Source organism: Aliiroseovarius sp. PTFE2010, from assembly GCF_049943335.1.
Lineage (GTDB): Bacteria > Pseudomonadota > Alphaproteobacteria > Rhodobacterales > Rhodobacteraceae > JBNFVY01.
The window spans coordinates 570,994-595,787 of the sequence record NZ_JBNFVY010000001.1; the positions used below are offsets into that span (position 1 = coordinate 570,994).

The 24,794-nt window shown below is 62.1% G+C and carries 22 protein-coding genes and 1 other RNA gene; 12 read left to right on the forward strand and 11 right to left on the reverse strand.

Annotated elements, in window-relative coordinates:
• Positions 1-123: 123 nt before the first annotated feature.
• Positions 124-753 (reverse strand): ribonuclease T2 family protein, encoded by a 630-nt coding sequence (locus ACP2AV_RS02790; protein WP_426371129.1) that lies wholly within the window; start codon positions 751-753, stop codon positions 124-126.
• Positions 754-878: 125 nt separating this feature from the next.
• On the opposite strand from ACP2AV_RS02790, the gene ACP2AV_RS02795 reads away from it, so the two are divergent.
• The 3 genes from ACP2AV_RS02795 (at position 879) to ACP2AV_RS02805 (ending at position 4,169) form a co-directional block, all read left to right on the forward strand.
• Positions 879-1,625 carry a DUF1013 domain-containing protein gene (locus ACP2AV_RS02795; RefSeq protein ID WP_426371130.1) on the forward strand — a complete coding sequence of 249 codons (747 nt, stop codon included), beginning with the start codon at positions 879-881 and terminating at the stop codon, positions 1,623-1,625.
• 283 nt (positions 1,626-1,908) lie between these two features.
• Entirely contained in the window at positions 1,909-2,802 is an 894-nt protein-coding gene (locus ACP2AV_RS02800; protein WP_426371131.1) for a LysR family transcriptional regulator, read from the forward strand.
• 194 nt (positions 2,803-2,996) lie between these two features.
• Complete coding sequence (locus ACP2AV_RS02805; protein WP_426371132.1) at positions 2,997-4,169, forward strand: type III PLP-dependent enzyme; 1,173 nt, start codon at positions 2,997-2,999, stop codon at positions 4,167-4,169.
• A 69-nt stretch (positions 4,170-4,238) separates the two neighbouring features.
• Here ACP2AV_RS02805 and recR read toward each other — a convergent pair whose 3' ends face one another.
• The 7 genes from recR to ACP2AV_RS02840 form a co-directional block, all read right to left on the reverse strand.
• Positions 4,239-4,835 (reverse strand): recombination mediator RecR, encoded by a 597-nt coding sequence (gene recR / locus ACP2AV_RS02810; protein ID WP_426371133.1) that lies wholly within the window; start codon positions 4,833-4,835, stop codon positions 4,239-4,241.
• Between the two features lies 1 nt (position 4,836).
• Positions 4,837-5,181 carry a YbaB/EbfC family nucleoid-associated protein gene (locus ACP2AV_RS02815; RefSeq protein WP_426371134.1) on the reverse strand — a complete coding sequence of 115 codons (345 nt, stop codon included), beginning with the start codon at positions 5,179-5,181 and terminating at the stop codon, positions 4,837-4,839.
• A gap of 135 nt (positions 5,182-5,316) precedes the next feature.
• On the reverse strand, positions 5,317-7,071 hold the full coding sequence (locus tag ACP2AV_RS02820) for a DNA polymerase III subunit gamma/tau (protein WP_426371135.1): 1,755 nt from the start codon (positions 7,069-7,071) through the stop codon (positions 5,317-5,319).
• A gap of 58 nt (positions 7,072-7,129) precedes the next feature.
• Positions 7,130-8,188: a ribosome small subunit-dependent GTPase A gene (gene rsgA / locus ACP2AV_RS02825; RefSeq protein WP_426371136.1), complete on the reverse strand. Its 1,059-nt coding sequence runs from the start codon at positions 8,186-8,188 to the stop codon at positions 7,130-7,132.
• A gap of 133 nt (positions 8,189-8,321) precedes the next feature.
• An RNA gene (ffs, locus tag ACP2AV_RS02830) (signal recognition particle sRNA small type) lies at positions 8,322-8,420 on the reverse strand.
• A gap of 213 nt (positions 8,421-8,633) precedes the next feature.
• Positions 8,634-9,275: an HAD family hydrolase gene (locus ACP2AV_RS02835; protein WP_426371137.1), complete on the reverse strand. Its 642-nt coding sequence runs from the start codon at positions 9,273-9,275 to the stop codon at positions 8,634-8,636.
• A 59-nt stretch (positions 9,276-9,334) separates the two neighbouring features.
• Entirely contained in the window at positions 9,335-11,311 is a 1,977-nt protein-coding gene (locus ACP2AV_RS02840; protein WP_426371138.1) for a bifunctional 2',3'-cyclic-nucleotide 2'-phosphodiesterase/3'-nucleotidase, read from the reverse strand.
• Between the two features lie 233 nt (positions 11,312-11,544).
• Between ACP2AV_RS02840 and nudC the strand changes: the two genes are divergently transcribed.
• Complete coding sequence (nudC, locus tag ACP2AV_RS02845; RefSeq protein ID WP_426371139.1) at positions 11,545-12,507, forward strand: NAD(+) diphosphatase; 963 nt, start codon at positions 11,545-11,547, stop codon at positions 12,505-12,507.
• A gap of 39 nt (positions 12,508-12,546) precedes the next feature.
• Positions 12,547-13,011, forward strand: coding sequence for an SRPBCC family protein (locus tag ACP2AV_RS02850; RefSeq protein ID WP_426371140.1), 465 nt, complete (start codon positions 12,547-12,549; stop codon positions 13,009-13,011).
• Here ACP2AV_RS02850 and ACP2AV_RS02855 read toward each other — a convergent pair whose 3' ends face one another.
• Entirely contained in the window at positions 13,012-13,845 is an 834-nt protein-coding gene (locus ACP2AV_RS02855; protein WP_426371141.1) for a prephenate dehydratase, read from the reverse strand.
• Between the two features lie 121 nt (positions 13,846-13,966).
• Between ACP2AV_RS02855 and ACP2AV_RS02860 the strand changes: the two genes are divergently transcribed.
• The 5 genes from ACP2AV_RS02860 to ACP2AV_RS02880 all read left to right on the forward strand — a co-directional run bounded on the left by ACP2AV_RS02860 (position 13,967) and on the right by ACP2AV_RS02880 (position 20,400).
• Positions 13,967-14,482: a c-type cytochrome gene (locus ACP2AV_RS02860; protein ID WP_426371142.1), complete on the forward strand. Its 516-nt coding sequence runs from the start codon at positions 13,967-13,969 to the stop codon at positions 14,480-14,482.
• A 168-nt stretch (positions 14,483-14,650) separates the two neighbouring features.
• On the forward strand, positions 14,651-16,525 hold the full coding sequence (locus ACP2AV_RS02865) for an extracellular solute-binding protein (RefSeq protein ID WP_426371143.1): 1,875 nt from the start codon (positions 14,651-14,653) through the stop codon (positions 16,523-16,525).
• Positions 16,526-16,535: 10 nt separating this feature from the next.
• A complete protein-coding gene (locus tag ACP2AV_RS02870) occupies positions 16,536-17,699 on the forward strand; it encodes a microcin C ABC transporter permease YejB (protein WP_426371144.1) in 1,164 nt (387 codons plus the stop codon).
• Positions 17,699-18,805 carry an ABC transporter permease gene (locus ACP2AV_RS02875; protein ID WP_426371145.1) on the forward strand — a complete coding sequence of 369 codons (1,107 nt, stop codon included), beginning with the start codon at positions 17,699-17,701 and terminating at the stop codon, positions 18,803-18,805. Before ACP2AV_RS02870 ends, ACP2AV_RS02875 begins: the two co-directional genes overlap by 1 nt.
• Complete coding sequence (locus ACP2AV_RS02880) at positions 18,802-20,400, forward strand: ABC transporter ATP-binding protein (protein ID WP_426371146.1); 1,599 nt, start codon at positions 18,802-18,804, stop codon at positions 20,398-20,400. Before ACP2AV_RS02875 ends, ACP2AV_RS02880 begins: the two co-directional genes overlap by 4 nt.
• Before the next feature lie 500 nt (positions 20,401-20,900).
• Here the strand turns inward: ACP2AV_RS02880 and ACP2AV_RS02885 are convergent, their stop codons facing one another.
• Positions 20,901-22,430: a D-alanyl-D-alanine carboxypeptidase family protein gene (locus tag ACP2AV_RS02885; RefSeq protein ID WP_426371147.1), complete on the reverse strand. Its 1,530-nt coding sequence runs from the start codon at positions 22,428-22,430 to the stop codon at positions 20,901-20,903.
• A 175-nt stretch (positions 22,431-22,605) separates the two neighbouring features.
• Positions 22,606-23,310: an HAD family hydrolase gene (locus ACP2AV_RS02890; RefSeq protein WP_426371148.1), complete on the reverse strand. Its 705-nt coding sequence runs from the start codon at positions 23,308-23,310 to the stop codon at positions 22,606-22,608.
• A gap of 123 nt (positions 23,311-23,433) precedes the next feature.
• Here ACP2AV_RS02890 and clpS point away from each other — a divergent pair, with 123 nt between their 5' ends.
• Both clpS and ACP2AV_RS02900 read left to right on the forward strand, forming a co-directional pair.
• Entirely contained in the window at positions 23,434-23,760 is a 327-nt protein-coding gene (clpS, locus tag ACP2AV_RS02895) for an ATP-dependent Clp protease adapter ClpS (RefSeq protein WP_426371149.1), read from the forward strand.
• 19 nt (positions 23,761-23,779) lie between these two features.
• Entirely contained in the window at positions 23,780-24,763 is a 984-nt protein-coding gene (locus ACP2AV_RS02900; RefSeq protein ID WP_426371151.1) for a class I SAM-dependent methyltransferase, read from the forward strand.
• Positions 24,764-24,794: the final 31 nt, after the last annotated feature.

A 24,794-nucleotide genomic window follows, 5' to 3' on the forward strand; every position in this document is an offset into this window, starting at 1 on the left:
GGGCGCGCGGGCATTGGTTCCGGTCATGACGGATGGTTTTTCAGCCCCCTGTGCCGATTGCGTGGCGCAATCGCGGCAACGGGCGCGACATCCCGTGGCATCAAACTCAAGATCAATTCAAATTCAATCGATCGGATCCAGCAGCGCGTCGCTCATGGTGCAGTCGCGCACGACATCCGCCGCGCAGGTGCGCGGGGTCAGATCGCGGGTCAGGCAGATACGCGCTTCTTGAATGCGCGCGGATTTACAGGTGATCGTGATCATGTCAGGCGACAGGGTGGGGTTGGCGGCCAGAAAGGCGTCTTCGACGACGGATGCCGGCAGGGTGACGGGGCGATCCAGTTTGCGCAAAAGGGCCGGTTTCTGCACCGCATCAAAGGCATCGCGCGCTGCATCGAAATAGGCGTCGGGCGTCAGGCCCGCGCAGCGCCCATGCTTTTTCCACTGGTACCACGCGGCCCCCGGTGCGCCCATGATATCGGCCATCGCGGCGGTTTGGCCGCGCGACGGATCATGCGCAGTGGTGCGGCAATACGACGGCCAGCCGCTTTCGAATTGCGGCCACAGCCCGTGAAGTACCCAGCCAAAGGGCCGGTCACATTGGGGCGATCCGCGTGCGTCCCCTTCCAGGGCGCACCATGTGGGCGACCACGACAGGGCCAGCACATAATAGTCGAAATCGCCCGCCTGTTCGCCCCTGGACCAGGCGGGCGCGGCAAGCAGGGACAGCAGGGTAACGATCAAATAACGCATTTTCTCTTTCATCCGGGCTTTTCATTCACTATATAGCGCGCAAGTTCCCCTTCAACGTGAACCCGCTCGGATCCTCCGGGCAGCCTTTTCAGGCGGCGGGGAAGATATGCCTAAGGAGTGACGCTATGGGTAAACCGATCATGGCCAAGGCCACCGCCGTTTGGCTGGTGGACAATACGACGATCAGCTTCAAGCAGATTGCCGATTTTTGCGGATTGCATGAGTTGGAAGTGCAGGGCATCGCCGACGGCGATGTTGCGGTGGGCGTGAAGGGTTTCGATCCGGTCGCGAACAACCAGCTGACGCAAGAGGACATTGACGCGGCCGAAAAGAGCCCGACGCACAAGCTGACCCTCAAGTACAACGCTGCCGCCGTCGGCGAGGAAAAGCGCCGCGGGCCGCGCTATACGCCGCTGTCCAAGCGCCAGGACCGCCCCAATTCGATCCTGTGGCTGGTCAAATTCCACCCCGAGCTGACCGACGCGCAGATTTCCAAGCTGGTCGGCACCACCAAGCCGACGATCCAGTCGATCCGCGAGCGCACGCATTGGAACATCAACCAGATGGAGCCGATCGACCCGGTCGCCCTGGGCCTGTGCAAGCAGACCGAACTGGACGCCGCCGTGCAAAAGGCCGCCAAAAAGCGCGAGTCCGAAGGCGCCGCGATGACCGACGACGAACGGCGCAAGTTGCTGTCCACCGAGCAGAGCCTGGATGCCGATGTCGAACCCAAGATGCCCACGGCGATTTCGGGGCTTGAGACCTTTTCGCTGTCTGGCGACGACGACGACGAAAAGACCAAGGAAAAAGAATACGACGCGGACAGCTTTTTCAACCTGCCCGACAACGAGGACGACGACGAAAAGGATTGATCCCCTTTCGTCGCCTGACCAACCAGCCCCGCCGATCCCGGCGGGGTTTTTTTGTGCGGATGGACCGGATGGCGGGCCATGCCCGGCGCAGCGCGCTGATCGCCAGGGCAAATGGGCGGGGTGGGGCGCCGATGGCGTAGAAATCGTCCTCGCTCATGGGCTTTGGCGGGGTTGTCCAAAGAACGGCCTGCATTGAAATATCCTCCGGTATAAATCATGATTGAAAATCTAGGCTGTCGGATCAGCGAAATATGCGATGCATTTGGAAAATAGTTTTTCAAAAATGAACGATGTGAACTGGGATGATTTGCGCCTGTTCTTCCATGTGGCGGATCTGGGCAGCCTGAGCGCGGCGGCGCGGGCCACCGGAGTCAGCGCGCCCACGATGGGCCGGCGCATGCTGGCGATCGAGCAGCAGATGGGCCGCATCCTGTTTCACCGCGCCCAGAGCGGCTATCGCCTGACCCCCGATGGGGTGGCCCTGCTGGCGCGGGTGCGCGCAATGCACGCGGCGGCCAGCCCGATTGAAGACTTCGCATCAGGCCAGGCCGACACCCCGGTGCTGCGCCTGTCGGCCGGGACGGCCACCGCCACGTTTCTGGCCGCGCATCTGGACCGGCTGTGCCGCCCGCGCGACCGGTTTCGGATCAACTTTGTGACCACCGAACGGGTTCTGGACCTGGCCCACCGCGAAATCGACCTGGGCATTCGCAACCGCCCGCCGGGGGCCGGCAATCTGGCCAGTCGCGCGCTGGCCACATTGCGCTTTGCGCCGTATCGCGCCTATGGGGCGGCCCAGGCAGACACGCTGGGCTGGGTCGGGCTGGACCGCGAACATGCGGTTCACCCCGCCGCAATGTGGTTGCATCGCCAGGGCCACCCGGTGCGCGTGCTGGCGAGTTCGGTGGCAACCGTGCACGAATTGGTGCGCGCAGGGGCGGGGATCGGCGTGATGCCCTGCCTGATGGCCGACCGCGACCCCGCGCTGGTGCGCGCCGGCCCCCTGATTGACGATCTGACCGAAACCCAACATCTGGTCATGCACAACGATGATCGCCACCGCCCCCAGATGCGCCGGCTGATCGACCGGATCGTCGCGCTGTACCAGACCAACGCGGACTTGATCGGCGGCGCGCGGCCCTTGCACGGTGTGCCGGGCCAGCGCGACGAAAAATAAATTGATCCGGGTGCAAAAAACGGCTTGATCGAATCCTGCATCGCCCCTAAATGCCGGCTCAAGACGCCAACGCACGCGCCTCTGGCCGGGCAGGGCCTACCAGCCCCGTGTTTACGTAGCGACGGTAACGTCTTCATTCGAACTGAGCGGTCTGCGCCGGGAAACCGGAATGGCCGGGTCAAATGGAGATGACCATGAACGCATACGTAACCGACTTTGTCGGCGCGCGCGATTTGTCGCGCACTGCCCGTCTCGACGCTTTCATCGCATCAACCAGCTTCGACAAGCCGACGCTGGTTCTGGACACCGCCTTGGTCGCCCAGCAATATGACGCGCTGGCCCGTGGGCTTGGCCGGGCCAAGATCCACTATGCGGTAAAGGCGAACCCGCACCGCGCCGTGATCGAAACGCTGGCCCACAAGGGCGCGCATTTCGATGCGGCCTCGCGCGGCGAGATCGAGCTGTGCCTGAGCCTTGGCGCCCCGCCTGAGCACATTTCCTTTGGCAACACAGTCAAGCGTATCTCGGACATCCGCTTTGCCCATGACGCCGGGATCACCCTGTTCGCCGCCGACGCCGAGGAAGAGCTGGAAAAGCTGGCCGAACATGCCCCCGGCGCGCAGGTCTACATTCGCCTGATCGTGGAAAACTGCGAAGCTGACTGGCCGCTGACCCGCAAGTTCGGCTGCGCTTCGACACATGCGCTGACCCTGCTGGGCTATGCCCGCGATCTGGGGCTGGACCCGGTGGGCCTGTCGTTCCACGTCGGATCGCAAACCAAGCAGGCGCGCATGTGGATCGGGGTTCTGGACAGCGTCGCCGATATCTGGCGCCAGGCGCAAGCGGCCGGCTTTGATTTGAGCTTGCTGAACATCGGCGGCGGATTCCCGGCCTTTTACGGCGAGGCGATCCAGCACCCCACGCGCTATGCCACCGAGGTCATGGCGCTGATCGAAGAGCGGTTCGACAACGTGCCCCATATCATGGCCGAGCCGGGGCGCGGTATGGTTGCCGAGGCAGGCAAGATCGTGGCCGAGGTCTTGTTGGTGTCGCGCAAGTCGCCCGATGACCTGCACCGCTGGGTCTATCTGGACATCGGCAAGTTTTCCGGCCTGGCCGAAACCATGGACGAAGCGATCCGCTATCAGTTCACCACCGACCGCGACCATGAAGACTGCGGCGCCTGCATCATTGCCGGTCCGTCCTGCGACAGCGCCGACGTGCTGTACGAAAAACGCCCCGTGCAGATGCCCCTGGGTCTGCGCGCCGGGGACCGGATCGTGATCAACAACTGCGGCGCCTATACATCCACCTATTCATCGGTCGGGTTCAACGGGTTCCCGCCGCTGGACGAAGTGGTTCTGTAAGCCGCGGATCGCAGGGCGTTCACAGCGTCATTCAGGCCCGGTGCATTGCGCCGGGCCTTTGCGATTTTGTCACAGGGATTTGCGGGCGCTGAGCGCGGCGCTGATGGTGCCATCGTCAAGGTAATCCAGCTCGCCCCCGATGGGCACACCTTGGGCCAGCGACGTGACCGCGCAGCGCCCGGCCAGTTCATCAGCGATATAATGCGCGGTGGTCTGGCCATCGACCGTGGCGTTCAGCGCCAGGATGACTTCGTTAACGCCTTCATCGCCGATCCGCGCGATCAGCTTGGGGATGCGCAGATCGTCGGGCCCGATCCCGTCCAGCGCCGACAGCGTGCCGCCCAGCACATGGTAGCGTCCGCCAAAGGCGCCGCCGCGCTCCATCGCCCACAGATCGGCGACGTCTTCGACCACGCAGATCTGGCCGTTGGCGCGTTTGTCCGACGTGCAGATATCGCAAACCTCGGACGTGCCGACATTGCCGCAGATCACGCATTCGCGGGCGGTGTCGGCCACGGTGCGCAGCGCGTCGGCCAGCGGCCCCATGATCAGGCCGCGCTTCTTGACCATGTGCAGCACCGCGCGCCGGGCCGAGCGCGGGCCCAGACCCGGCAGCTTGGCCATCAGCGCGATCAGCGCCTCGATCTCGCGCGTGGCGCCGGACACTTTAGAAGGGCATCTTGAAATCGGCGGGCAGGCCGATTTCCGCAGTCAGTTTTTCCATTTCCGATTGCGATTTCTCGGCGGCCTTGGATTGGGCGTCCTTGATCGCGGCAAGGATCAGGTCTTCGACCACTTCCTTTTCGTCGGGGTTGAAAATCGAAGGGTCGATGTCCAGACCGGTCAACACGCCCTTGGCGGTTGAAGTCGCCTTGACCAGACCGGCCCCGCTTTCGCCGGTGACCATGATGGTTTCCAGGTCTTGCTGCAATTGCTCGACCCTGGATTGCATTTCCTTGGCAGCTTTCATCATCTTGGCCATGTCGCCAAGGTTCCCGAGGCCTTTCAGCATATCGTCTCTCCGATCATTTTTGCTTGGTCCCCAGATACGTGCGGGGGGCTGTGTTCACAAGGGGCGTTGCAAGCGCCGTGATGGCGGGTTTTGGGCGCGTTGCGGGGGCGATACGGGCGTGATGCGCCGCATCGCTCAGTCGTCTTCAAAGGGGTCCCATTCGTCTTCGACTTCGGGCAGGGCTTCGATTTGCGCTTCTTGCGCCATGTCTGCCTCGGTTCGGATTTCGGCAATGCGGGCTTTCGGAAAGGCGCTGAACACGGCCGCCACAAGGGGATGTTTGCGAACCTCGGCCTCTTGGCTCAGGCGCGCGGCGTCGCGCACCTGGGCAATGGTTTCGCCGCCGCCTTCGTTCACCACGGTGACAGCCCAGCGAACGCCGGTCCAGCGTTGCAATGCGCCGCCCAAGCGGGCGGCCAGATCGCCCGGTGCCCTGTCGGTGGGCTGGAATTCGATCCGGCCGGGCGAATAGCGCGCAAGGCGCAGGGTGGTTTCCACTTCGACCAGCAGTTTCACATCGCGATGGCGGCGGATCAGTTCAACCACGTCGTCAAAGCGGGCATAGCGGGCCAGGGCAGTTTCGGGGGCCTGGGCCAGGGCTGTGGCCGCGCCCGATGGTGTGGGTGCATGGCTGATGCGCGCCCCGCCAGACGGCGCCCCTTGCGGCGTGCCGGACGGGCCAGAGGCGCCAGCGCCCGGCCCCCCCGAACGCGGCGGGGGCGGGGGCGGCGGCGTATCCTTGAGCCGGCGCACCAGATCTTCGGGCGCGGGCAGATCGGCCACATGGGTCATGCGGATCACGGCCATTTCAGCGGCCATCATGGCGTTGGGCGCGCTGGCGACTTCGTCCAGTGATTTGAGCAGCATCTGCCACATCCGCGTCAGCACGCGCATCGGCAGTTTTTCCGCCATGCCCTTGCCCCGCTCGCGTTCATCGGGGCCGACGGTGGGATCGTCGGCGGCTTCGGGCGTGATCTTGATGACGCTGACCCAGTGGGTGATTTCGGCCAGATCGCGCAGAACGGCCAGCGGGTCGGCGCCGTCTGCATACTGCTGGGACAGCTCGTTCAGCGCGCCGGCCGCGTCGCCCGCCATGATCAGGTCGATCAGATCCAGCACCCGGCCCCGGTCCGCCAGCCCGAGCATGGCGCGCACCTGCTCGGCCGTGGTTTCGCCCGCCCCGTGGCTGATGGCCTGGTCCAGCAGGCTCATCGCATCGCGGACCGACCCTTCTGACGCGCGCGTGATCAGCGCCAGCGCATCCTGGGCCACGTCAGCGCCTTCCTTTTGGGCCACCGATTGCAGGTGGGCGATCATCACCTCGGGTTCGATCCGGCGCAGATCGAACCGCTGGCAACGCGACAACACCGTCACGGGCACCTTACGGATTTCGGTGGTGGCAAAGATGAATTTCACATGCTCGGGCGGCTCTTCCAGCGTTTTCAGCAGCGCGTTGAAGGCCGAGGTGGACAGCATGTGCACCTCGTCGATGATGTAGATCTTGTAGCGGGCCGACGCGGCGCGGTAGTGCACGCTGTCGATGATTTCGCGGATGTCGCCGACACCGGTCCGGCTGGCGGCGTCCATTTCCATCACGTCGACATGGCGGCCTTCGGAAATGGCCACGCAGTGTTCGCATTGCCCGCAGGGTTCGGTGGTGGGGCCGCCCGTGCCGTCAAGGCCGACGCAGTTCATCCCCTTGGCGATGATGCGCGCGGTCGTGGTTTTTCCGGTGCCGCGGATGCCCGTCATGATGAAGGCCTGCGCGATTCGATCCGCCTCGAACGCATTTTTCAGGGTGCGCACCATGGCGTCTTGTCCGATCAGGTCGGCAAAGGTTTCTGGCCGGTATTTGCGGGCCAGAACGCGGTAGGCGTGGGTGTCGGTCATGGCGGTCCCTTGAATCGTCTGTCGCAGGTTAGGCGGTGGGGCGCGGGGCGTCCAGCAATCAGCCCTTGCGGCCCTTGCCTTTGGCGCGCTTGGCCATCTTGACCTGCCGGGCAAAGGCCTTGCCGCGCGCGCGCTGCTCGGAGATGGTTTCGGTATTGTGGGCGTCTTCGCTTTTCAGCTTTTGCCAGCGCTCGAAGCGGTCCGGGCTGATATCGCCCGCCTCGATGGCGGCGCGGATGGCGCAGCCCGGTTCGCCCTGATGTTCGCAATTGCGAAATTTGCAGTCGCGCGCCAGGTCGGTCAGTTCTTCGAACAGGGTGTCGATACCGTCGGCCACATCGTGCAAGCCCAGTTCGCGCATCCCCGGCATGTCGATCAGCCAGCCGCCCGCTTTCATTGGCAAAAGCGCGCGCGCGGTGGTGGTGTGGCGGCCCTTGGCGTCGTCTTCACGGATGTCGGCGGTGGCCAGTTTCTGGCCGGTCAGCGCAACGCCCAACGTGGATTTTCCGACACCGGACGATCCGACCATGGCCACGGTCTGGCCCGGCCCGCACCAGCGTTCCAGCGCCTGGACCTGGGCGGGGTCTTTGGCGTTCAGCACCAGTGCGACAATGCGCGGGCTGATCGCTTCGGCTTCGGCGCGATAATCGTCGGGGGCGCGGGCTTCGGCCTTGTCGGCCTTGGTGATTACGATCACCGGCTGCGCGTCGGCTTCCAGGGCCAGGGCCACATAGCGTTCCAACCGCGCGACGTTGAAATCGGCGTTGCACGAGGTGACGATGACCAGCGTGTCGACATTGGCCGCAATCAGTTGCGACTGGCCGCGATGGCTGACCGATTTCCGGGCCAGCGCGGCGCGGCGCTCCAGCACGCGGGTGACGCGCCCGACATCAAGATCGGCCAGAACCCAATCGCCCACCGCCAGCTGCGTGGTCAGGATGTCGCCGGGCAGCGCAAGTTCCCGGGTGCCGCCGGGGCCGATGCCGACCACGCGGTTGCGGCGCACTTCGGACAGGCGCAGCGGCGAATCGTCGGGGTCACATTGGCTGGCGAAATGGTCGCTCCAGCCCAGGCTGGCAAGCGTCGGGGGGGCGGTCATCGGGGGCGTGTCAGACATTGACGGGGCCCCAAGCAGGGCACCGGGCGTCATGTCGGGCAAAGGCAGGGATCGCAGAGGCCCGCGTCAGGCCGCGGTTGCCCGAAGGGTGGAAACGACAGTCATTTTCATCCTCCGTGCGTCATGCGGTTGCAGGTGAGAGGCTGGACAACGACCCAAGCGGGGCTCGTTACGGCTGCTTCCTTCCGGACCTGACCGGGTTGGCGAGGCGCCTGCCCGCGCCAACCTCTCAGCACGCTATGTAAGCATTGGTGCGCGGATTCGCAAGCGCCGGGGTGCATGGGGCGCAGGCATGGCCGCGACCGGGCGCGCCGCAAGGGTCATGCGCTGAAAACGGTCGCGGTTTCGGGCGGATCGGGGCGTGCGGGGCCGCAGCCTGCCCGATCTTTGCGCGCGTGGTTTCACCGCGCGGCCGGTCGGGCGTGCACCCCTGGGCGAAGCGGGTCTAGAGCAGCAAGCCCGCAGCGCGCAGCCCGCCCCGCAGGTCCTGGGTGAAATGATGCGCTGGCGATGTCTCAGGCACCAGCATGTCGGGCACATGCACGACCGTCATGCCAGCGGCCAGCGCAGCGGCAACGCCCGGCGGGCTGTCTTCGATGGCAAGGCATCGGGCCGGGTCGGCCTGCAGGCGGTTGGCCGCTTCGACAAAGGGGGCCGGATCGGGTTTGTGGGCGGCTACGCAATCGGCGGTGACGACGGTCGCGAAATACTGGGCGATGCCCGCGTCGGTCAGTTTTTCCGTGGCCCGGAGGCGGCGCGATGACGTGGCCACGGCCAGCGGCGCGCTCAGTGCGGGCAGGATATCGGCGACATGGGGGCGCAGGCGCGTGTCGCGCCGGTGGGTGTGTGCGCGCGCAAAGGCGGCCTCATAGGCGGCATAGTCAAGGTCGGCGTTCAGGTGGGCATTCAGGCGCGGCGCGACATCCGTGTCCGAGATCCCGATGAGCGAGGTCAGGAAGTCCATCGAAACGTCGAACCCCATGTCCGACAGGGCCCTTTGCGCAGACAAAAGCGCAGGGCGTTCACTGTCGATCAGCGTGCCATCCAGATCGAAGATGATGGCGTCATATGTGATGGCGGATGTCATGGCGCCTTCAAAGCAAACGGCCCCCCGAATGTCGAGGGGCCGTTCATCTGGCGTCGGCATCAAAGCGTGATGCGGAACCTCGCAAAGCCGTCCGGGCCATCGCCGGCCGGTTCAATCGCGACCCCTTTGACGTCATCAAGATAATCGACCGCTCTGGGGCCTGTGTCGAACAGAACGGTGGCGCCGTCCAGCGGTACAAAGGACCAGTTGGCATCGGCCGACGGGTTGATGGTGCCCTGTTCGACGATATAGCGCACGATCACGTCGCGGTTTGTATCGGGGCCTTCGAAGATCACCGTGTCGCCGGTGCCCGGGAAATTGCCGCCGCCGCCCGCGCGGTAGTTGTTGGTGGCCACGATGAATTCCATGTCGTCGGTGACCGGTTGGCCATTGTAGGTCAGGTTCTTGATGCGGGTGGTGCCCGGGTTGATTTCTTCGCCCTTGGGGCCGAACCGCGTGGGCTGGGACAGGTCGATGGCATAGTTGACCCCGTCCATCACGTCGAAGTTATAAGACGGAAAGGACGTGTTCAGCAGCACCTGATCGGCCTTGCCGGGTTCGACCATATTGAACATGCCGGCCGAGCGGTCGAGCCAGCCGCGCAGCTGCGCGCCGTTGATTTTCACCGCCCGCACGGTGTTCGGATAGAGATAGAGATCGGCGACGTTCTTGATCGCCACGTCGCCAGCGGGCACTTCGGTGAAATAGTCGGGCCCGCCACGTCCACCGGCCTTGAAGGGGGCGGCGGCGGAAAGGATCGGAAGGCCTTCGTATTCGGTGCCCTTCATCATTTCGCCGATGTACCACTTCTGCGCGTTTGACACGATCTGGACCGACGGGTCATCGGCCACCAGGGCGAAAAAGCTGTGCAGCGGCGCCGAGGTCTTGCCAACGGCGCGGCGCACATACGCCAGCGTTTCCGCGTGCTCGCTGGCGACGCTGTCCAGCACGGCCTGATCGCTGTCGACCAGCGCGGTGACGCTGCGGTCTTCGTTGCGCTTGGCGATCGGGCGGGTTTCCACGCTGGTGTTCACGACACGCCATTCGCCGCTTTCGTATTCCAGCATCAGATCGATCACGCCCAGATGGCTGCCCCAGAACCCGCCCATGGTGGCCGGCTTGCCATGGATCAGACCCTTTTCGGCATCGACCGCGGCAAAATCGGCATAGGTGGGCGAGGGGAACACAAGATGGCTGTGCCCGGTCATCAGCGCATCGATCCCATCGACCGCAGCAAGGGGGACGCTGGCGTTTTCCATGCCATGGGTGTGCTCTGCCGCGCCAATGCCCGAGTGGCTGAGCGCGATGACGATATCTGCGCCTTCCTCGCGGATCTGCGGCACCCAGGCCTGCGCGCTTTCCACGATATCGCGGGTGGTCACCTTGCCTTCCAGATGGCGGCGGTCCCATGTCATGATCTGGGGCGGAACGAACCCGATGATCGCGACCTTGATCGGGTGGGTGGCGCCGCTGCCATCGGTCAGCTGGCGTTCAAGGATCACGTAGGGTTTGACCAGGGTGATGTCGTTGGTCGGTGCGCCGTTGGTCTGTTTTGCCACATTGGCGGACACCACGGGAAAGTCGGCCCCCGCAAGCGATTTCATCAGGAAATCCAGCCCATAGTTGAATTCGTGGTTGCCCAGCGTCGAGCCATCGAACCCGACGGTGTTCATCGCCTTGATCACCGGGTGCATGTCGCCTTCTTTCATGCCCCGTTCGTAGCCGATGTAATCGCCCATCGGGTTGCCTTGCAGAAAGTCGCCATTGTCGAACAGCAGCGAATTTGTCGCCTCGGCGCGGATCGTGTTGATGTGCGACGCGGTGCGGGCCAGACCGACCGTGTCGACCGGTTTGTCGCTGTAATAGTCATAGGGGTAGACGTGCACGTGCAGGTCAGTGGTTTCCATGATCCGAAGATGGGCCTGACCGGCTGCAGCACGGGCCGAATAGGGATGGAGCGCGATCACGGATGCACCTGCAACAGTTCCCGACAGGAACCCGCGGCGCGACATCGGACTGGATTTGGAAATGGACATGAGACCCCCTTTTTGAAAAGTCTGAATTCAGACTGCTCTCAGGGTACTACGACACGGGTATGACACAGCGCAAAATTCTTGCAGCGGCCCAGGCAGGCCCCCGGGCAAGGCAAACTGGTCGGTTTGCAACGTGGGTTGCAACCTGAGCGGGTATTGGGGCATCACTTTGCTGAAACACTTGGCATCCGGTGGCCGGCGGTGTCTGCTGGCGGCCAATCAAGGGAGGCCGGACAATGAAACATGCAGAATCAGTGACTTTCGGGGGATCCGGTTTGGACCGGGCGGCGCAGTTGCGTGGCGATTCAGACGCGCTTGAGGCATTGCGCGCGGCGGATACGACCCGAATTTTGCCGGTCTGGCGCAGCAAGCCACTTTTTGCCGATGGCCGGCATGAACGGCTGAATTGGGTGTCGCCGGGGTCGGCGATTCTGTCGCACGCGCAGGCCGACGTGTTTCTGGGCCTGACCGAAGATGGCCACGGCATTTTTGCCGCCGACATGTCTGCGTGGCACCCGCAAGAGCTGCCGGACGATCGCGACAACCCGTTTGGCGCCGGCCCCACACGGCACCCCGATACGGGCGATGCGGAATTCGTCGATCTGCGCGCGGGCATGACCCGGCTGTCGCCGCGCGACGCCGAACTTGCCGCCACCGCCCGCGCGATCCTGAGCTGGCACCACAGCCACCGGTATTGCGCCAAATGCGGGACGCAAAGCGTGCCCGCCATGGCCGGATGGCAACGCGACTGCCCCGCGTGCGGCGCGCTGCACTTTCCGCGCACCGATCCCGTTGTCATCATGTTGGTCACCTATGGCAATTCGGTTCTGATGGGGCGGTCTCCGGGTTGGCCGCGGGGGATGTATTCCCTGCTGGCCGGTTTCATCGAACCGGGCGAACCGATTGAGGCTGCGGTGCGGCGCGAAGTCTATGAAGAAGCAGGTGTGCGCGTCGGGGCTGTCGATTACCTGGCCAGTCAGCCGTGGCCTTTTCCGACATCGCTGATGTTCGGGTGTCACGGGCATGCCTTGACCCGCGAGCTAAAGATTGACCCGTCCGAAATCGAAGATGCCGTCTGGGTCACGCGCGAGGAAATGGCCCAGGTCTTTGCAGGCGGCCACCCGGTGATCCGCCCGCCGCGCAAAGGGGCCATCGCGCAATTTCTGTTGGAAAACTGGCTTGCGGACACGCTGGATTGATCGATAAACCCGACATGCGGGGCAAGGCAGGACACAGACATGAAGCTATCCACACGCGAAGACATCGAAGCGCCGATCGAACATGTTTATCGCGAGATTGCGGATTTCGATGCGATCGAAAAGCAAGTGCTGCGTCGTGGGGTGGTTCTTGAACGCACGGATGCCGGTGGGCCCGGTGGTCTGGGGCGGGCGTGGAAGGCAACGTTCGAACACCGCGGCAAGACGCGCAAGGCCGATGCCCGCATTGCCGATGTCGGTCAGCCCAACGGGTATGTCGTGTTCGGCACCATTGGCGGCGTCGAGGCCGAATTCCAGATCGACCTGGTCGCGTTGTCGCGCAACCGCACACGGGTTGTGGCCGGCGTGGAAATGCGCCCCAAAACACTGTCGGCCCGGCTGTTGATCCAATCGTTGAAACTGGGCAAGGCCGGGCTGCAGCGGCGTTTTGCGCGGCGCATGAAAAACGCGGCCAAGATCATTGGCGACCGCCACACCATCGCGTGATTACTGGCGCGACTCACTGGCCGGGTAGGTGCCCAGCAGTTCCAGCTTGTCAGTGAAATAGTCCAGTTCGTCCAGCGCGCGCTGGACATTCGCATCGTCCGGGTGGCCTTCGATATCGGCGTAGAATTGCGTCGCGGTAAAGTTGCCATCCACCATGTAGCTTTCCAGCTTGGTCATGTTGACGCCATTGGTCGCGAACCCGCCCATCGCCTTGTAAAGCGCGGCCGGGATATTGCGCACCCGAAAGATGAAACTGGTGATCATCTTGCCGTTGCCGCGCCGCGTCAGATCAATGTCGCGCGCCATGATCAAAAAGCGCGTGGTGTTGCGTTCGTGGTCTTCGACGTGGCGGGCCAGGATATCCAGCCCGTAAATTTCCGCCGCCAGTTCGCTGGAAAAGGCCGCTTCGCGCTTGTCGCCCAGGGTGGCAACCTCGCGCGCGGCGGCGGCATTGTCGGACCAGTTGAGCGTCTTGAGCGTGTGTTCGCGCACAAAGCCGCGGGCCTGACCCAGCAGGATCGACATCGAACGCACGCGCTCAATCTCGTCCAGCCGGGCGCCTTTGACCCCCAAAAGGTTGATGTGCACACGCACAAAGGCTTCGTCGACAATATGCAGCCCGCTTTCGGGCAACAGATGGTGGACATCGGCCACGCGGCCATAGGTGGAATTTTCCACCGCGATCATGCCCAGATCAGCCCGGCCGGACCGCACAGCCTCAATCGCTTCTTCAAACGTAGGGCAGGGCATTGCCTCGTAATCGGGGCGCGCCTCGTGGCAGGCTTGGTGGGAATATGCGCCTGGTTCACCCTGAAAAGCGATGCGTTTGGTCATGGTCGCGGCCCCATTTTCTTTGATATTCCGGCTCGGTCGTTTCGTCGCGGGTCTTATACCTTGAAAACGGGGGGCGGAAGGGGATAGATAGCCGCTGAATCTGCACGGGACGAAACGCGACATGTTCGACACAATGACAAACACGAAGATCCTTGGCGGTGTCTGTGGCACCTTTTTGGTCTTCCTTCTTCTCAACTGGGCCGGCGAAAGCCTTTTTCATGTCGGGGCATCGGGCCACGGCGGTGAAGAAATGGCACAAGCCTACGTGATCGAAACCGGCGAAAGCGAAGAGGCCGAAGAAGAGGTGGAAGTACCGTTCGCCGAAGTTCTGGCATCGGCTGATGCCGAAGCTGGCGCCAAGGTCTTCCGCAAGTGCCAGGCCTGCCACAAGCTGGACGGCAGCAACGGAACCGGTCCGTATATCAATGGCGTCGTGGGGCGTGACATCGCCGCCGTCGACGGGTTCAGTTATTCGAACGTTCTGTTGGAAATGGACGGCGACTGGTCCCCCGAAAAGCTGAGCGGCTTCGTCGAGAACCCCAAGGGCTTTGCACCGGGAACCAAGATGTCGTTTGCCGGCCTGAAAAAGGTCGAAGATCGCGCCAACCTGATCGCCTATCTGTCCGAACAGCAATAAGCCCGTTCGGCACAGCATCCAGAAAGCCGCCCGTGCATATGCCGGGCGGCTTTTTTCGTGCGCGCGGGCACCCGTTCACCGCCTGATCACGGATTATCAACTTGATTGTCAGCGGGGCTGCAAACTACCGTATCTTCAAGGAATTGTCGCCCTTATCGGAGGATACTCATGCGCAAACCACCCCAGTTGCCCGTTGCCAAGACCGTCTTGATCGGCGCCGCCGTCGCGCTGAGCCTTTGGGCCGGGGCCGGTACCGCGCAGGACAAAGACCCAACCAAGATCATCAAGAGCAACGCCTATTCCACCTTTGGCCAGTTCAAATACGACAAACCCTTCGACCATCTGGATTACGTGAACCCGGACGCCCCAAAGGGCGGCGAGATCAGCATCTGGGCGCAGGGAACTTTCGACAGCATGATGCCGTTTTCGCGCAAGGGGCGGGCCGGAACGCTATCGTCGGTGATGATCGAAGATATCCTGACCGACACGGCTGACGACCCCTACGGCAGCTACTGCCTGCTGTGCACGCATATGGAATACCCCGAAACTGAAGACTGGGTGATTTTCCACCTGCGCGACGACATCAGGTTTTCCGACGGCACGCCGGCGACGGCCCATGATGTGGTGTTTTCCGTCGACATTATCCTTGAACAAGGGCTGCCCAGCTTCCGCGAAGGGGTCAAGAAACTCTATGAAAAGGTCGAGGCGCTGGACGACTACCGCGTCAAATTCACCTTCAAGGACGGTGTGCCGCGCAAGAACCTGATCGTCCAGGCGGGCGGCACCCCGCTGCTCAGCAAGGCGTGGTTCGAAAAGACGGGCAGCCGGTTGGACGAAGGCCAGATCCTGCCGTTGATCGGAACGGGGCCCTATATCGCCGATGAGGTCGATCCGGGCCGCAAGATCATCTATCGCCGCAACCCCGATTATTGGGGATATGATCTCCCCATCAACAAGGGGCGGCACAATTTCGATGCCATACGGGTTGAATATTTCGCCGATAACAATGCCGCGCTTGAGGCGTTCAAGGCGGGCGTCTACACCTTTCGCAGCGAAAACAGTTCGCTTGCGTGGTCGCAGCAGTATGATTTCCCGGCCATCGACAAGGGCTGGGTGGTCAAGGCGGAACTGCACAACGGCTTGATCCCTGCGGCCAACGGATTCGTGTTCAACCTGCGGCGCGAGAAATGGCAAGACCTGCGTGTCCGCGAGGCGATCGGGCTGATGTTCAATTTTGCCTGGACCAATGAAACCCTGCAATACGATCTGTTCGAACAACGCCAGAGCTTCTGGGAAAATTCGGATCTGGCCGCGTCCGGGCCTGCCGAAGGGTTAGAGCGCGAGATGCTGGAAAAAGCCGGCGTGCCTGTCGAAGTGATCGACGCCGATGCGGTGATCTGGCCCGAAGGCAGCGAACGGCAACTGGACCGGCGCGCGGTGCGCCGTGCCTCGGCCCTGCTGGACCAGGCCGGATGGGAAACCGGTGACGACGGGATCCGGCGCAATGCGGCCGGCAAGACGCTGTCGCTAGAGCTTTTGTCGGACAGCACCACGTTCGATCGCATCATCCTGCCCTTCGTGGAAAACCTGCAGCGCCTGGGGGTGGATGCCACCTATAACCGCGTGGACCCGGCACAATACACCAACCGTGAACGCGATTTCGATTTCGACATGATCTATGACGGCTATCGCAACGGGTTCGAAGAAGGCATTGGCATCTTGCAGAAATTCGGCTCGGAAGATGCGCCCTATTCGGTGTTCAACCCCGCAGGCTACGGCAGCCCCCAGGTGGACATGCTGATCACGGAAGTGATCGACGCCACCACGTTGGAAGAAATGCAAAGCGCCGTGCGCGCCATCGACCGGGTCATCCGGCACGAACGCTTCGTAGTGCCCACGTGGTACAACCCCAATTTCTGGGTCGCCTATTGGGATATGTACGAACACCCCGATCCGCTGCCGCCGTTGGCTCTGGGTTATCTGGACTTCTGGTGGTACAACGCTGAAAAAGCACAGGCCCTGCAAGAGGCCGGCGCGCTGTAACAGGGGCACCATGGCGAGCTATATCCTAAGACGATTGCTGCTGATCATACCCACGTTGATCGGTATCATGATCGTCAACTTCGTTCTGACCCAATTCGTGCCCGGCGGGCCGGTCGAGCAGGCCATCGCAATGGTCGAAGGGCGCGGCGACGCCTTCGAAGGCATTGCCGGCGCGCGCGAGGACAGCGCGACCCCCGATTTCGCCAATGACTCGGTTCAAAGCGAATACGCCGGTGCGCGCGGGCTGCCGCAGGATTTCATCGATCAGCTGGAAATCGACATGGGGTTTGCGCGCATTGTCTGCGCCGACGGCTACGACGGGGTGCCCGACCTGTCCGATCCGGCCTGCGAAAAGCAGAAGGTCGGCGCGTTCGAGCGGTTCTTCGACATGATGTGGCGCTACATGCGGTTGGATTTCGGCGAAAGCTATTTCCGGTCGATCTCAGTGGTCGATCTTGTGCTGGAAAAGATGCCCGTATCGATCACGCTTGGTCTGTGGAGCACGCTGATCGCCTATGTCATTTCGATCCCGCTGGGCATTCGCAAGGCGATCAGAGACGGCTCGCGGTTTGATACCTGGACGTCCGGGTTGATCATCGTGGCCTATGCGATCCCGGGGTTCCTGTTCGCCATCATGCTTCTGGTTTTGTTCGCGGGCGGGTCGTATTGGCAGATATTTCCGCTGCGCGGGCTGACGTCGGAAAATTTCGATCAGCTTTCCCCTATCGCCAAGGTCCTGGATTACCTGTGGCACATCACATTGCCGGTGGCGGCCAGCACCATCGCCAGTTTCGCCACACTGACGCTCTTGACCAAGAATTCGTTCCTCGATGAGATCCGCAAGCAATACGTGATCACTGCCAAGGCCAAGGGGTTGAAGGAAAGCCGCGTGCTTTATGGCCACGTCTTTCGCAACGCGATGTTGATCGTGATCGCCGGGTTCCCGTCGCTGTTTCTGGGCGTGTTCTTTGGATCATCGCTGATTATCGAGACGATCTTTTCGCTGGACGGGCTGGGGCGACTGGGATTCGAAGCCGCGGTGCAACGCGACTATCCGATCATTTTTGCAACGCTCTTTTTCTTTGGTCTGGTCGGGCTGGTCGTGGGGATCCTGTCGGACCTGATGTATGTTTTTGTCGATCCGCGGATCGATTTTGACAAGAGGGCCGGCTGATGCGTCTGTCGCCCCTCAACCAACGCCGCTGGCGCAACTTTCGCCGCAATGGGCGGGCCTATTGGTCGCTGATCATTTTTGTCGTGCTGTTCGGCATTTCGCTGTTTGCCGAATTTCTGGCGAATGACAAACCCATCGTCGTGAAATACCAGGACGACATCCGCTGGCCGATTTTGCAGTTCTATTCCGAAGCCAGCTATGGCGGCGATTTCAAGACCGAAGCGATATACAAATATGTCGAAACCGAATGTCTGATCGTGTCGGGCGGGCTGGATACGTGCTGGGACGATCCAGAGGGCGTGATCGAAGACGCGCAAGACGGTGTGGTGGACGGCGAAGAGATCCAGAAAGGCTGGACGATATGGCCGCCGATCCGGCACAGTTTTTCATCGATTTCGGATGTGCGGGGGGTTGCCCCCGGCCCGCCCCAGCCGGGCCATATCCTTGGCACCGACGATACCAAACGTGATGTGGCCGCACGGATCATCTATGGGTTCCGCCTGTCGATCTTCTTTGCGCTGATCGTCACCGTGGCCACCTCGATCGTGGGGATCGCGGCGGGCGCGGTGCAGGGATATTTCGGCGGGCGCACTGATTTGATTTTTCAGCGCATCCTTGAAATCTGGTCGTCGACGCCATCGCTCTATGTGATCATCATCCTGTTTGCGATCCTGGGGCGAAGTTTCTGGCTGCTGGTGTTCATCACGATCCTGTTCGGCTGGCCCGCGCTGGTTGGGGTGGTGCGCGCCGAATTTCTGCGCGCACGGAACTTTGAATACGTGCGCGCGGCCAAGGCACTGGGCGTGTCAAACAGGGTGATCATGTTCCGCCACATGTTGCCCAACGCCATGGTCGCCACCTTGACGATCCTGCCGTTCATCATCACGGGCACCATTGGCACGTTGGCGTCACTGGATTTCCTGGGTTACGGCTTGCCGTCGTCCTACCCGTCTTTGGGCGAATTGACCTTGCAGGCCAAACAGAACCTGCAGGCGCCGTGGTTGGCCTTCACCGCCTTTTTCACCTACGCGATCATGCTGTCGCTGCTGGTGTTCATCTTTGAAGGGGTGCGCGACGCGTTCGATCCCAGAAAGACGTTCCAATGACGGCCGTTCTGGATGTTGAAAACCTGACGATCAGCTTCCGGCAGGACGGCAAGGAAAGCCAGGCCGTCAAAGGCGTCAGCTATAGCGTTGGGCGCGGTGAAACTGTGGCGCTGGTGGGGGAAAGTGGATCGGGCAAGTCGGTCACGGCGCTCTCTACCGTGGCGCTTTTGCCCGACAGTGCGCGGGTGCAGGGCAGCATCGTTTACGAAGGCGCGCAGATGGTCGGCGCGCCCGAACCTGAACTGCGCCGCGTGCGCGGAAACGACATCAGTTTCATATTTCAGGAACCGATGACATCGCTCAACCCGCTGCATACGCTGGAAAAGCAGCTGGCCGAAAGCATCGCGCTGCATCAGGGGATCCGCGGCGACGCCGCCCGTGTCCGGATTATCGAACTGCTCACCAAGGTTGGAATTCGCGATCCCGAAAGTCGCCTGGGCGCCTATCCGCACCAGCTGTCGGGCGGGCAGCGCCAGCGGGTGATGATCGCGATGGCGCTCGCCAATGGCCCCGACCTGCTGATCGCTGATGAACCCACGACGGCGCTGGACGTGACGATCCAGGCACAAATCCTTGATCTTCTGGCCGAGCTGAAACAGACCGAAGACATGTCGATGCTGTTCATCACCCACGACCTAGGGATCGTGCGCAAGATCGCCGACCGGGTCTATGTGATGAAAGACGGCGAGATTGTCGAACATGGCCCTACGGCCGCAATTTTCGCCAATCCGCAGCATGCCTACACCAGGAAATTGCTGAACGCCGAGGCCAAGGGCGTGCCATTGCCTGTACCCAAAGACGCCGAAACCATCGTCGAAACCGAGCATCTGCGCGTTTGGTTCCCCATCCAAAAAGGGTTTCTCAAACGCACGGTAGGGCATGTGAAGGCGGTCAACGACGCCACGCTGTCTGTCCGCGCCGGCGAAACGCTGGGGATCGTTGGGGAAAGCGGATCGGGCAAGACGACGTTGGCGCTGGCGATCATGCGGCTGATCCAGTCCGAAGGGCGGATCACCTATCTTGGGCAGGACATTCAGACATGGGGCCCGGGGCGCATGCGAAAATTGCGGCGCGACCTGCAAATCGTTTTCCAGGATCCTTATGGCAGCCTCAGCCCGCGCATGACCGTCGAGCAGATCATCGCCGAAGGTTTGTCGGTCCATGGGGTCGATCCGGGCCGGGACCGGCGCGAAATGGTGGCCGAGATCATGGACGAAGTGGGGTTGGACCCGGCCACGATGGAGCGCTACCCGCACGAGTTTTCCGGCGGCCAGCGCCAGCGGATCGCCGTGGCGCGGGCCATGATCCTGCGCCCGCGTGTGGTTGTTCTGGACGAACCCACAAGCGCGTTGGACATGACGGTCCAGGTGCAGATCGTCGATCTTCTGCGTGACCTGCAACAGCGCTACAAGTTGGCCTTCCTGTTCATCAGCCATGACCTAGCCGTGGTGCGCGCCTTGTCGCACAAGGTCATGGTGATGCGCGCCGGCGATGTCGTGGAAGAGGGCCCCGCCACGCAGATATTTGACGCGCCGCAAACTGAATACACGCGCACGCTCATGGCGGCGGCGTTCGAGTTGAAGGCGCCCAGTTAGATGGGGCGCTTCAACCGGTCGTAGGGGCATTCCGGGGGGCCGATAGCGATGCCCGCGCTAAAGGCACGCCATGCGACGACTATGCATCTGCCAGACAGGACAGGTTGTATCGAAAGGCGGCCCGGCGGCGGTGCTTTCGCGCGAAACGGTGCGTTCACGTGCTCGCGCCAGTCCGCTGACTTGGAAGCCGCTTGTGTGCCATCGTTGCCGTCGATTTGCACCTGAACGTGATCCGGCCTGACAGGGATCGATCCCGCGTCTTGTCTGCGAGCGCAGAGTTTTTCAGCGGGTGCCGTGTGACGCAGTGGTCAGGTGCAGCCGGGCGTGCGCGCTGGGCGAACAGTTGGCTGCGCCGATGGACTGCGCGCAATTCCCATGTCCGGGCGCGCGCCACCTTGGTTTCGTTGACGGTCAGCCGCCTGCAGACCGGCGGATTCGGCAAATGCGCATCGCTTTGCCACGATCCGGCTGCGCGGCAAAGCCCCGCCGAGCGGTCTTGATCAGCTTGGACCGATTGGCGTGCAATCCATGTTGCGCGCCTGAAGGCGGCGACAGGCGAGACTGGCGGTGTTTTCATCCAGCCCGACGAAGTTCGCGTCGAATCCGCGTGGGGTCTTGACGACCTTGCGCAGGGCCATGTCCAGCGTGTTTACCTCGGTCAGGGCTGTCTTCAGCAGGACGCGTTCGGCCTCATACCGCGACCCATAAAGCCCGATGTTGATGCCCCAGTGCCGCCCGCCAGAGGTAGACAGGCGCGTCACGACCTCGGGTTCGGTGGTTGCCGGCGGTTGTTGGGCAGGTTTGGCATCGGCAAGCTCTAGCGTCTTGGGCCGCGCTTTGGGGCGCAACGATAGTGTTGCGGCCGATGTGGCCTGCGCCGCCAAAAGCGCCATCGATTGCGCCGTTTGTTCCGCATTGGGTGAAGGCGCCGGGGCGGGCGGCGCGGTTTCTTGCGCCTGCGCCAGTTGAACGGTGCTTGCCACGTTTTTCTGAAGCGCCATCAGCGTCGCATCGTCGATTGCCGGTTCGCTGCCCGGACGAAGGCGCGGGATCGGACTGGATTTGATGTTGATCGAAACACGGATGACCTTGCTGGCGGGCATGATTCCGTTCTTTATCGCGCTGGCCGGAACGCTTTCGGGGGCGCTGGCAACGCGTGTGCCGGGCCCCTGATAGGCAGGCTTGCGTGGCTTGACGACCGCGACACGGCTGGGCGCGCGCTTGAACCCCATGTCCAACAATTCAGCCACGCGCTGGTTGCGCGATGCGGTCGAACGGCCGCCAAATACCGTGGCGATGATGCGTTCGCGGCCGCGTTCAGCCGACGCGACCAAGTTGAAACCGGCCGCGCGGGTATAGCCGGTCTTGATCCCGTCTGCGCCGCGATAGGCCGACAGGAAGCGCCGGTTCGTGTTCGCCACATCGCGGATGCCGGCATTGGTCGTCTGGCGCGAGAACAGGTTATAGTATTCGGGATAGTCATAGAACAGATGGCGGCCCAGTTTCGTCATGTCGCGCGCGGTTGAAAGGTGCCCGCTTTCTGTCAGGCCATGCGCGTTCTTGAAGGTGGTCCGCGTCATTCCGAGCGCTTTGGCTGTCCGGTTCATCCGGCGTGCAAATGCCGCTTCCGAGCCTGAAATCGCCTCGCCCAAGGCGGTGGCCGCATCGTTCGCGCTTTTGACTGCGGCGGCCCTGATGAGATAGCGCAGAGCGATGCGCTGGCCTTCCCTGAGGCCCAGTTTCGATGGCGGTTCGCTGGCCGCATTCCGGGAAATCCGGACTTTGGTATCGAGTGAAATTTCGCTGTTTTCGACCGCCTCGAACACGACATACAAGGTCATCATCTTGGTCAGGGATGCAGGGTGCAGCCGGGTGTCCGCATTTCGCGAATGCAACACCTCCCCCGATCGCGCGTCGATGACCATCGCCGCATAGGGGGCTGCCAAACCGGCCCGCGGGGCCGACGAAATTGCCACAAGAAATAGAATGCACAGCCCGTGCAGGGCCCACTGCCGCAAACGTGTACGCACGTTGTCCGCCTTTTCTGCCTCAGACGCCGGATCATACCGCCCAGCTTGTTGATTGCCGGAACGGTAACATGGGTTAGATTCTCAGAAAACACTTAATTTTTAGGGAATTTGGGGCATTGCAGGGTGGCAACGCCACATGATGGGTTGGGCCCAGGTTGTGCCGCAATATGTGCAATCAGCCGTGTTCGATTTCATCTACCAGCGCGGCCAGACCGGATAAATCCGGCAATTCGTGGAATCGGTCGTGATCTGGATGGTCGGCGTGCTCAAGTTCCCAGGTCAGCCCGTGGGGCACAAAAACCCCCCATCCGCCTGCTTCGATCGGCGGAATCACATCGCTCTTCATCGAGTTGCCGGCCATGAGGGCACGCCCGGCGCCCTCGCCCAGGTCGTCGAAAATGCGCGCGTAGACCGGGGCGGTCTTTTCGGACACGATTTCGACGGCGTGAAAAAGTTGCCCCAGACCCGACTGCGCAAGTTTGCGATCCTGATCCAGAAGATCACCCTTGGTAATCAGGATGACACGATGCGACTCAGCCATCGCTTCGACAGCGTCTTGCGCATGAGGCAGCAGTTCGATGGGATGGCGCAGCATGTCACGCCCGGCGTCAATCAGCTGGGCAATGACCGGGGCCGGAACACGTTGATCCGTGACTTCGATGGCCGTTTCGATCATCGACAAGACAAAGCCTTTGACCCCGTATCCGTAGTGCGAAAGGTTCTTGCGCTCGGCCGCGCGCAGGCGTTCGGCCAGATGATCCGGTTCTGTGTAGTCGGCAAGAAGGTCTGCGAATCGTTCCTGCGTCATGCGAAAGAACTGTTCGTTCTGCCACAGGGTATCGTCGGCATCGAAGCCGATCGTGGTAATTTTCTGCGCCATTTCTCTGTACTTTACCGATGTTTAGCCCGCAGGGTCTTTTCTGCCCCGTTGATGGTCCTATATGATGCGCCCAAGCAACCGTTTTTTGGCATGTGAATTGAAGTGAAGCCGCACTTGGCGAAAATGTCCGATAAAAAATCCCCCGACGCCCCCGGCGCCGGGACCGATGTCATTGTCGAAACAAAACCCAAGACCAAGAAGCCGCCGCTCTACAAGGTGCTGATGCTGAATGACGATTACACGCCGATGGAGTTTGTGGTGCATGTGCTGGAACGCTTTTTCCAGATCAACCACAGCCAGGCGATCGAAATCATGCTGACCGTGCACAAAAAGGGTTTGGCCGTGGTTGGCGTATTTCCCTATGAAATCGCGGAAACAAAAGTCAACCAGGTGATGGACCTGGCGCGCAAGAACCAGCACCCGCTGCAATGCACCTTCGAAAAAGAATAGGGCGGCAGCCCGCATTCCCATGACAGTTTCCCGGCTTTCCCTGGCGATTGAAGAGGGTCTGGTCGCGCTTGACCCCGGTGCGCGTGTCGTCGTGCTGCGTCCGCGGGCTGGCTACGCGCTCAGCAGCATCGACAAACCCGATATCGTCCAGACTTTCTATACCGATGCGCGCGTCTTCGAAGATGCGGGGCTGCGCGTTCTTGGCGAACCCGACGGGCCCCCCGACGGGCCCTATGACGCGGCCGTTGTCTGTCTGCCGCGGGTAAAGGCCGAAGCGCGCGGATTGATCGAAGCGGCCGCACGCGTGTCACGTGGCGGGCCGGTGATCGTGGATGGTCAAAAGGTCGACGGGATCGACAGCGTTCTTCGCGACGTCAAAAAGCGAACCAGCATTCACGGCGTGCTATCCAAGGCCCATGGCAAGATCTTTGCGTTCGAAGGCGGCGATTTTTCTGATTGGGCCGATCCGGGGCCGCTGAATGCGTGCGGGTTTCAGACGCTGACGGGCGTATTTTCCGCCGATGGGCCCGATAAAGCATCGATCTTGCTGGCTGACGTGCTGCCGTCGCTGAATGGCCGGATTGCCGATCTTGGGGCGGGGTGGGGCTATCTTTCTGCAAGAACGCTGGAGCGCAGCCCCGATGTGACCGAATGTCATTTGATCGAAGCGGAAGCACGCGCGCTGGCCTGTGCGCGCGTCAATGTGACCGACCCGCGGGCGCGGTTCCACTGGGGCGACGCGACTGCCGCGACAGAGCCCGAAAATCTTGACCACGTGATCATGAACCCGCCATTTCACAACACGCGCACGCCAGACCCCGGCCTGGGGCGCGCCTTTATCGCCACTGCGGCAAGGTTGTTGACACCGCGTGGCACCTTGTGGCTGGTTGCCAATCGGCATTTGCCGTACGAGATCACGCTTGCAGAACTGTTCACCGATGTCCAAGAGGTGGGTGGCAATACCGGGTTCAAGGTTTTGCGGGCGACTCGGCCCAAACCCTGACCCACGTTTTGGCGGGCTTGGACCCGCAAGA